Annotated in this window: 10 protein-coding genes; 7 read left to right on the top strand and 3 right to left on the bottom strand. The window is 71.6% G+C overall.

Annotated elements, in window-relative coordinates:
• Positions 1 to 145: 145 nt before the first annotated feature.
• The gene (locus A7A76_RS13245; protein WP_206411623.1) at positions 146 to 523 is read right to left on the bottom strand and encodes a VOC family protein; all 378 of its coding nucleotides are present in this window, start codon (positions 521 to 523) and stop codon (positions 146 to 148) included.
• 179 nt (positions 524 to 702) lie between these two features.
• Here A7A76_RS13245 and A7A76_RS13240 point away from each other — a divergent pair, with 179 nt between their 5' ends.
• Positions 703 to 1,605 (top strand): LysR family transcriptional regulator, encoded by a 903-nt coding sequence (locus tag A7A76_RS13240; RefSeq protein WP_206411622.1) that lies wholly within the window; start codon positions 703 to 705, stop codon positions 1,603 to 1,605.
• Between the two features lie 268 nt (positions 1,606 to 1,873).
• Positions 1,874 to 2,038 carry a DUF1328 domain-containing protein gene (locus A7A76_RS13235; RefSeq protein ID WP_074873579.1) on the top strand — a complete coding sequence of 55 codons (165 nt, stop codon included), beginning with the start codon at positions 1,874 to 1,876 and terminating at the stop codon, positions 2,036 to 2,038.
• 123 nt (positions 2,039 to 2,161) lie between these two features.
• Here A7A76_RS13235 and A7A76_RS13230 read toward each other — a convergent pair whose 3' ends face one another.
• The gene (locus tag A7A76_RS13230; protein WP_206411621.1) at positions 2,162 to 3,106 is read right to left on the bottom strand and encodes a LysR family transcriptional regulator; all 945 of its coding nucleotides are present in this window, start codon (positions 3,104 to 3,106) and stop codon (positions 2,162 to 2,164) included.
• A 144-nt stretch (positions 3,107 to 3,250) separates the two neighbouring features.
• On the opposite strand from A7A76_RS13230, the gene A7A76_RS13225 reads away from it, so the two are divergent.
• From A7A76_RS13225 to A7A76_RS13205, 5 genes are all read left to right on the top strand, one after another.
• Complete coding sequence (locus A7A76_RS13225) at positions 3,251 to 4,048, top strand: alpha/beta fold hydrolase (protein ID WP_206411620.1); 798 nt, start codon at positions 3,251 to 3,253, stop codon at positions 4,046 to 4,048.
• Between the two features lie 84 nt (positions 4,049 to 4,132).
• The gene (locus tag A7A76_RS13220; protein ID WP_206411619.1) at positions 4,133 to 4,384 is read left to right on the top strand and encodes a hypothetical protein; all 252 of its coding nucleotides are present in this window, start codon (positions 4,133 to 4,135) and stop codon (positions 4,382 to 4,384) included.
• A 186-nt stretch (positions 4,385 to 4,570) separates the two neighbouring features.
• Positions 4,571 to 5,038, top strand: coding sequence for an RcnB family protein (locus A7A76_RS13215; RefSeq protein ID WP_206411618.1), 468 nt, complete (start codon positions 4,571 to 4,573; stop codon positions 5,036 to 5,038).
• A gap of 67 nt (positions 5,039 to 5,105) precedes the next feature.
• Positions 5,106 to 5,396, top strand: a complete 291-nt coding sequence (locus tag A7A76_RS13210; protein ID WP_206411617.1) for a hypothetical protein — start codon at positions 5,106 to 5,108, stop codon at positions 5,394 to 5,396.
• Between the two features lie 234 nt (positions 5,397 to 5,630).
• Positions 5,631 to 6,887 (top strand): D-amino acid dehydrogenase, encoded by a 1,257-nt coding sequence (locus A7A76_RS13205; protein WP_206411624.1) that lies wholly within the window; start codon positions 5,631 to 5,633, stop codon positions 6,885 to 6,887.
• Here A7A76_RS13205 and A7A76_RS13200 read toward each other — a convergent pair.
• Positions 6,875 to 7,219 (bottom strand): hypothetical protein (locus tag A7A76_RS13200; RefSeq protein ID WP_206411616.1); only part of this gene is annotated, 345 nt, incomplete at its 5' end. The two genes, A7A76_RS13205 and A7A76_RS13200, sit on opposite strands and share 13 nt — an antisense overlap.

The raw sequence follows: 7,219 nt of genomic DNA, 5'->3' as shown, positions 1-7,219 counted from the left end.
GCGGCCGTTGACCGCCACGCGCACGCCGCTGCGCGCCAGCGCCAGCGCGGTCGCGGCGCCGAGGCCGCGCGAGCCGCCGGTGACCAGTGCGGTCTTGCCGCGCAAGTCGGCGAAGACCGGAACCGATGCATGCGGCGCGGGGCGTTCAAGCGTTCGGTTCATGGCTGCGGATTTCCAGGTTGTGGCCGTCCGGATCGGAGAAGTACAGCGACTCGGCCGCGCCCATCGCGCCGTGCTGCAAGCCGCTGCGGCCGTCGCGATCGAACGGCGAGGCGCCATGGGCGATCTCCAGCGCTTGCAGACGGATGCGCACGCGTTCGAAGCCGGCGCGGTCGAGGCGGAAGGCGAGGTGGGCGGCGTCGCGCGGCGGCGCCTGCAACAGATCGAGGGTGGTGCCGGCGTCCACGCGCAGCACGCGAAACGGCGCCGGGCCGGGTTCTTCGCGCAGGCCGAGGGTGTCGCGGTAGAAGCGCGCCGACGCGGCGGCGTCGGCGACGCGCAGGATCAAATGGTCCAGGTGCATGGATGGTCCAGGTGCATGGCGGTCACGATGCGTGGCGATCGATGTGGAAGGCGGCGCCGCCGCGCTTGTTGCGCGCCCGGCGCCGGTGGCAGTCTAGGCGCCGCCGCGTCGCAGGCCCATTCGCCGCAGCGGCATGGCCGCCATTCGCAAACGCATCGCGCCGACGACAAAGGACGAAGATGGATTGGGACGACCTCAAGATCGCCCTGGCGATCGCGCGCCACGGCAGCCTCAGCGCGGCCGCGCGCGCGCTCGGCAGCACCCAGCCCACGGTCGGCCGCCGCCTGGACGCGCTGGAGCAGCGCCTGGGCGCGAAACTGTTCGAACGCGAAGCCGGCGGCATGCGCGCCAACGCGCTCGGCCGCAGCCTGCTCGACGGCCTGGAGCAGATGGACGCCGGCGCGCTCGCGGTGCAGCGGCGCATCGCCGCGCGCGATACCGGCCTGGACGGCGCGCTGACGGTGACCAGCCTGGATTGGCTCGGCGACGAGGTGATCGCGCCGATGCTGGCGCGCTTCGGCGCCCTGCATCCGGGCGTGGCCTTGGAGGTGATCAACGACGTGCGGGTGTTCAACCTCGCCCGGCGCGAGGCCGACCTGGCGTTCCGCTTCGGTTCGTTCGCGCAGGAGAATCTGATCGAACGGCGGGTCGGCGATGTCGCCTACGCGCTCTACGCCAGCGAAGCGTATCTCGCCGCCCACGGCCGCCCCGATCCGGCCGATGGTTTCGACGGCCACGCCCTGGTGCTGATGGACCACGCCGCCGGCGCAGTCGCGCACGAAGCCTGGCTGCCGCCGCTGGCGCCGCGCGCGCGGGTCGCGCTGCGCGCCAACGGCCTGCGCGCGCATCTGGCCGCGGTGCGCGACGGCGCGGCGATGGCGGTGCTGCCGTGCCTGCTGGGCGAACGCGAACCGCAGCTGCGGCGCCTCGACCTCGCCCCGCAGCCGTTGGTGCGCGCGGTGCGGGTCGGCTTCCATTCCGACATGCGGCAAACGCCGCGCCTGCGCGCGCTGGTCGATTTCGCCGTGGCCGAGTTCGAGCGCCAGTCCGAATGCCTGTGCCCGCCCGACCTGCGTCGCTGATCGGTCGCCCCCTGTAGGAGCGGCGCAAGCCGCGACCGCGACATCGCGCTTACGGCGCGGGCATGGTTTCGCGGTCGCGGCTTGCGCCGCTCCTACATTCGGCCACCGCGATGACGCGGCGAGTACGAGGCGTTAACGAAATAAAGACCACGCTGAAGCGTGCATGCACGGCACCGCGCATCCTCACCGCATGGCAACTTCCAGTGCGCGAGGATCGCTTCACGAGCTCGGGATTCGCCCGAAGCGCAGCGCGCCGCAGGAGGTTCGTATGCTTCATTACGCCGTCGTGTTTTTCGTCATCGCCCTGATCGCCGCGGTGCTGGGCTTCACCGGCATCGCCGGCGCCGCCAGCAACATCGCCTGGATCCTGTTCGTGGTGTTCGTGGTGTTGGCGGTCATCTCGCTGCTGCGCGGTCGCCGTCCGGCGGCGTAACGCAGTCGATCCGTGGTTCGCGGCGCGCGTTCGCGCGCCGCACGGCCGGACCGGTTCGCCGGTCCGGTTTCGTATCCGGCGCTGGCAATGGTCCGGCGCCGTTCGCAAGCCCCTGCAGCGGCTTCAACCGCGCGGCTTGCGCCCGCCGCCGCGCGCGCCGGGCGACAGCGCCCGCCGGAACTGCGGCGCCTGCGCCTGCAAATAAGCCCACAAGCGCTCGGCCACCGGCCCGTGCGCGCGGTCGTTGCGGCGCGCGGCGACCAACCGCTCGCCGCGTCCCGGCAGATAGCGCCCCGCGATCGACAGCAAACGTCCGTCGGCCAATTCCTCTTCGACCAGGAACCCCGGCATGTGGCCCCAGGCCAGCCCGTGCGCGATCAAATCCTTCTTCATCAGCTGATCGGCCACCGTGCACTGCGGCGCGCCGTCGATGGTGAAGTAGTCCACCGGCGGCGAATGCCGCGCGCTGTCGCGCATCACGCACTGGGTCAGGCCGCGCAACTGTTCGGGCCGGATCGCGCGGTCGATCGGGAAGGGCAGGAAGCCCGGCGCGACCACCGGAATCATGCGGACCTCGCCGAGGGCGATGGTTTCGGTCCGCGCATCGCCGGCGTCGATGCGGTGCACGATCAGGTCGGCCTCGTCGTCGAGCAGGCGCTCGCGCGGGCCGCTGACCGATTCGAAATGCAGATGCAGGCGGGTGTCGGGGCACTGGGCGAAGAACCGGCCCAGCAGCGCCAACGCCTGCGCGCGCGGGCACAGGTCGCCGAGCACGATGCGCAGCTCGCTTTCCTCGCCCATCGCCAGTTGCCGGGCGTGCGCGCGCAACTGCTGCGACTCGCGCAGCAGGGTCTGCGCGCGGCGGTGCAGGGAGCGGCCGGCCGCGGTCGGCGCGACCCGATAGCCGCTGCGGTCGAGCAGTTCCAGGCCGAGCTGGCGCTCCAGCCGCGCCACCGCGGCGAACACCGCCGGGTGCGAGCGGTGCAGGCTCGCCGCCGCGGCCTGGAAGCCGCCGGCCTGGATCACCGCGTCGAAGCATTGCAGGTCGTGCAGGGTGAATCCGGACATGGCGGCTTAAATTCCGTTTTGTCTACAAGGAACTTGCGATCTTTGTAATATCAATCCGGGCCCCGGGCAACCAGGATGCACGGCATGCGGCGGCATCGTCCCGCGATGTCAGAGCCGCGCCGATCCTCCTTCAGGAGCCCGACCATGACCGCTTCCACCCATATCCTCACCGGCGACGGCGTGCGCATCGCCTACCGCTTCGACGGCGATCCCGCCCTGCCGGTGCTGGTGCTGTCCAACTCCATCGCCACCGACCTGCACATGTGGGACGCGCAGATTCCCGCGCTGAGCGCGCAGTTCCGCGTGCTGCGCTACGACGCGCGCGGCCACGGCGGTTCGGACGCGCCGGCCGGCGCCTACTCGCTGGACCGGCTCGGCCGCGACGTGCTGGAGCTGCTCGACGCGCTGGAACTGCAACGCGTGCATTTCCTCGGCCTGTCGCTCGGCGGCTTCGTCGGCCAGTGGCTGGCCGTGCACGCGCCCGAGCGCATCGACCGCCTGGTGCTCAGCAACACCTCCTCGCACCTCGCCCCCGCGGCGGTATTCGACCAGCGCATCCGCGAAGCCCACGCGGCGACCGACATGCGCGCGATCGGCGAGCGGTTCCTGCGCGACTGGTTCCCCGCGTCGATGCTGACGGCGGACGATCCGCGCGTGGCGCCGTTCCGCACCGCCTTGCTGGCCCAGAGCGCCGACGGCCTGGCCGGCAGCTTCGCCGCGGTGCGCGACGCCGACCTGCGCCGCACCGCCGCCCTGATCGTCGCGCCGACCCTGGTGATCGCCGGCGACTTCGATCCGGTGACGTTGCCCGAGCACGGCCGGCGCCTCGCCGAGACGGTGCCCGGTGCGCGCTTGCTGACGTTGCCCGCGGTGCATATGGCGAACGTCGAATGCGCCGAAGCGTTCGAGCGCGCGACCATCGAGTTTCTCAGCGCGGATTGAAGGCGCGGTTGCGCGACCGCCGGCGCGGTCGCGCGCGCGGCATTGCGGTATCGTCGCCCGGTCCGAGCCGATACCTCCGCCGCCATGACCGAACCCGACCGCCGCAAAGCCGATGCCGAACTGTTGAGCGCGGTCGGCCTGCGCGCCGGCCTCAACCGCGCCCAGCTCGACGCGCTGGCGACGCTGGAGCAGTTCGGCTGGCGCTTGCGCTTCGTGCGCCGGCCGATGTTCCTCGATCCGATTCCGGTGGTGTTCGGCGACGACGGCGAGCGCTTCGTGGTGATCGAGGCCGACGGATCGTTGAACGAGCGGCCGGATTTCCAGATCCGGCGCTGAACGCCGCCCCAGCGCGGCGCCGCGCTTACGCGAACCACACCAGCGTTTCGCGCGCGGCTTACGATTGAAATTCTTTAATCCTCTCGCCAGCACCACGACAGCCCGGCGGACTGAGGATCACAGGCACGCGTCCGGCAGCCGCGATCGTCGCTGACATCCCGTCAGCCTCCTCAGAAGGAGCCGATCATGTTCGCCTTGTCCTGCACTCGCCGTCGCCTCGCCGCCGCTGCGGCGCTGGCCCTGGTCCTGCCTTCTCTGGCCCTGTCCGCCGGCGCGTTCGAGCGTCGCGGCGGCGGCCCGGGCGAAGTCCAGCGCGCGCCGCACGGCTATCAACGCATGGAGCCGCCGCGCGGCATCGAGCAGCGCCCGCGCGAGTTCGACCGCGGCTATTTCGCCCATAACTTCCAGGCCCATCGCGGCTACCGCATCGGGCCGTGGCGCGCGCCGCCGGGCTATGCCTACCGGCGCTGGCATTACGGCGAATTCCTGCCGCGCGCGTATTGGGGGCCGGAGTTCGTGCTCGCCGATTTCTGGCTGTTCGGCCTGGACATTCCGCCGGTCGGCTACGAATGGGTGCGCTACGGGCCCGATGCGTTGCTGATCGATCTGCGCAGCGGCGAAGTGGTGCAGACCGTCTACGACAACTTCCTGTGAGCGCGCGCGCCGGAGCCGCGGCTTCGGCGTGCGCTTCCCGCGTTTTTTCCCGACCGGAGCCGTCCCGATGATTCCTCGTGCCTTCCTGTTCGCGGCGACCGCCGCGCTTGCCCTGCTGTCCCTGGCCGCGCAGGCCAAGGACGCGCCCAAGCCCGCCGCAGCCGCCGCGACCCTGCCGAGCTACGAATCGCTCGACAGCAACGGCGACGGCGTGGTGACCCTGCCGGAAGTGACGGTGCGCGCGCCGGAACTGGCCAAGCGCATCGTCCACTGCGATGCCGACCGCGACAGCAAGCTCAGCCGCGAGGAATACGCGGCCTGCAAGCCGGTGGCGCCGGAGCGGCCGCACGGCGGCTGAGCCGCGGCGGCGGACGGGTTCGGCCGCTCGCCTCGCGCGGCGGCGAGCCCGTCGCGCCAGCGACAAGCTGCCGACGATCCCTTCCGCGTTCCTCGACCTCGCGCGTAGTTCGCGCAAGCCCCGGTTCCGGCCGCGCCGACGCGGTGGTAGCCTGCCGCGTCGGCGCCGCGGGCGCCCGTTCGCGCCTGCGGCCCGCGCCTTCGCGCGCGCCGGTGGCAGGCAGGGGAGTCGCGCATCAAAGTCCTCATTCTCGGCAGCGGCGTGATCGGAACCACCGCGGCTTATTACCTCGCCCAGGACGGCCACGAGGTCGAAGTGATCGACCGGCGCGCGGCGCCGGCGATGGAAACCAGCTATGCCAACGCCGGCGAAGTCTCGCCCGGCTATTCGGCGCCGTGGGCGGGGCCGGGCGTGCCGCTGAAGGCGATCAAATGGCTGGCGATGCGTCACCGCCCGCTGGTGATCCGGCCCGGCCTCGACCCGGCGCTGTGGCGCTGGGGCCTGGCGATGCTGCGCAACTGCACCCAGGCGCGCTATCGCATCAACAAGGGCCGGATGGTGCGGCTGGCCGAATACAGCCGCGATTGCCTGCGCGAACTGCGCGCGGCCACCGGCATCGACTACGACGCGCGCCAGCGCGGCACGCTGCAATTATTCCGCACCCAGCGCCAGCTCGACGACACCGGCAAGGACATCGAAATCCTGCGCGAGTCCGGCGTGGCCTACCAATTGCTCGACCGCGACGGTTGCGCCGGACACGAGCCGGCGCTGGCGCGGGTACGCGACAAGTTCGCCGGCGGCCTGCGCCTGCCCGGCGACGAGACCGGCGATTGCTTCAAGTTCAGCCAGAACCTCGCCGCGCTGGCGCAGGCGGCGGGCGCGCGGTTCCGCTTCGGCACCGACATCGTCGGCGTGGAGGCCGAGGGCGGGCGCTGGCGCCGCGTCCATACCGACGCCGGCGCGTTCGAGGCCGACGCCTGCGTGCTGGCGCTCGGCAGTTATTCGCCGCGCTGGCTGGCGCCGCTGGGCCTGCGCATTCCGGTGTATCCGGTGAAGGGGTATTCGCTGACCTTGCCGATCGTCGACGCGGCCTGCGCGCCGGAATCGACGGTGATGGACGAGACCCACAAGGTCGCGGTGACGCGCCTGGGCGATCGCATCCGCGTCGGCGGCACCGCCGAGCTGGCCGGCTACGACCTGCGCCTGCACGAGGCGCGGCGGCAGACCTTGGCGCACGTGGTCGGCGACCTGTTCCCGGGCGGCGGCGACGCGGCGCGCGCCGAGTTCTGGTGCGGCCTGCGGCCGATGACCCCGGACGGCACGCCGCTGCTCGGCGCCACCGCGTTGCGCGGCCTGTACCTGGCGACCGGGCACGGCACCCTGGGCTGGACCATGGCGGCCGGCACCGGCCGGGTGCTGGCCGACCTGATCGCCGGCCGCGCGCCGCAGATCGATCTGGAGGGGTTGGGGATCGAGCGTTACGCGCGCTGAGGCGCGCGTTGGCGTCGCGCGGTGGAATCACGTTGGCTCTTGCTCGCGGGGTTGAACCGGTCGCCGTCCAGGGCGGCTTCGTCGGACTCGTTTTGGCGAAGGTCGTAACCGGCTGCGTTCGCCTCGTTTTTGCGGAAGCTCGATACACACGGAAACCGTGGCTGGGTCGCGATGAAGCCCTGGATGCCCGCCTTCGCGGGCATGACGGCAGGTGGGGGGCGCGGCAAATCGGTTTCGCCGCGTCGCTCCCGGTTGTCATCCCCGCGCAGGCGGGGATCCAGAGACTTCAGCGTCATGCCACGATAAAGCCCTGGATTCCCGCTTTCGCGGGA

The organism is Lysobacter enzymogenes (assembly GCF_017168095.1).
Lineage (GTDB): Bacteria > Pseudomonadota > Gammaproteobacteria > Xanthomonadales > Xanthomonadaceae > Lysobacter > Lysobacter enzymogenes_D.
This window is presented reverse-complemented; position numbering and strand designations above follow the sequence as displayed.

Coding starts and splice junctions, on each gene's coding strand:
- A7A76_RS13245 (WP_206411623.1), bottom strand. CDS start 523: ATGCACCTGGACCATTTGATCCTGCGCGTCGCCGACGCCGCCGCGTCG.
- A7A76_RS13240 (WP_206411622.1), top strand. CDS start 703: ATGGATTGGGACGACCTCAAGATCGCCCTGGCGATCGCGCGCCACGGC.
- A7A76_RS13235 (WP_074873579.1), top strand. CDS start 1,874: ATGCTTCATTACGCCGTCGTGTTTTTCGTCATCGCCCTGATCGCCGCG.
- A7A76_RS13230 (WP_206411621.1), bottom strand. CDS start 3,106: ATGTCCGGATTCACCCTGCACGACCTGCAATGCTTCGACGCGGTGATC.
- A7A76_RS13225 (WP_206411620.1), top strand. CDS start 3,251: ATGACCGCTTCCACCCATATCCTCACCGGCGACGGCGTGCGCATCGCC.
- A7A76_RS13220 (WP_206411619.1), top strand. CDS start 4,133: ATGACCGAACCCGACCGCCGCAAAGCCGATGCCGAACTGTTGAGCGCG.
- A7A76_RS13215 (WP_206411618.1), top strand. CDS start 4,571: ATGTTCGCCTTGTCCTGCACTCGCCGTCGCCTCGCCGCCGCTGCGGCG.
- A7A76_RS13210 (WP_206411617.1), top strand. CDS start 5,106: ATGATTCCTCGTGCCTTCCTGTTCGCGGCGACCGCCGCGCTTGCCCTG.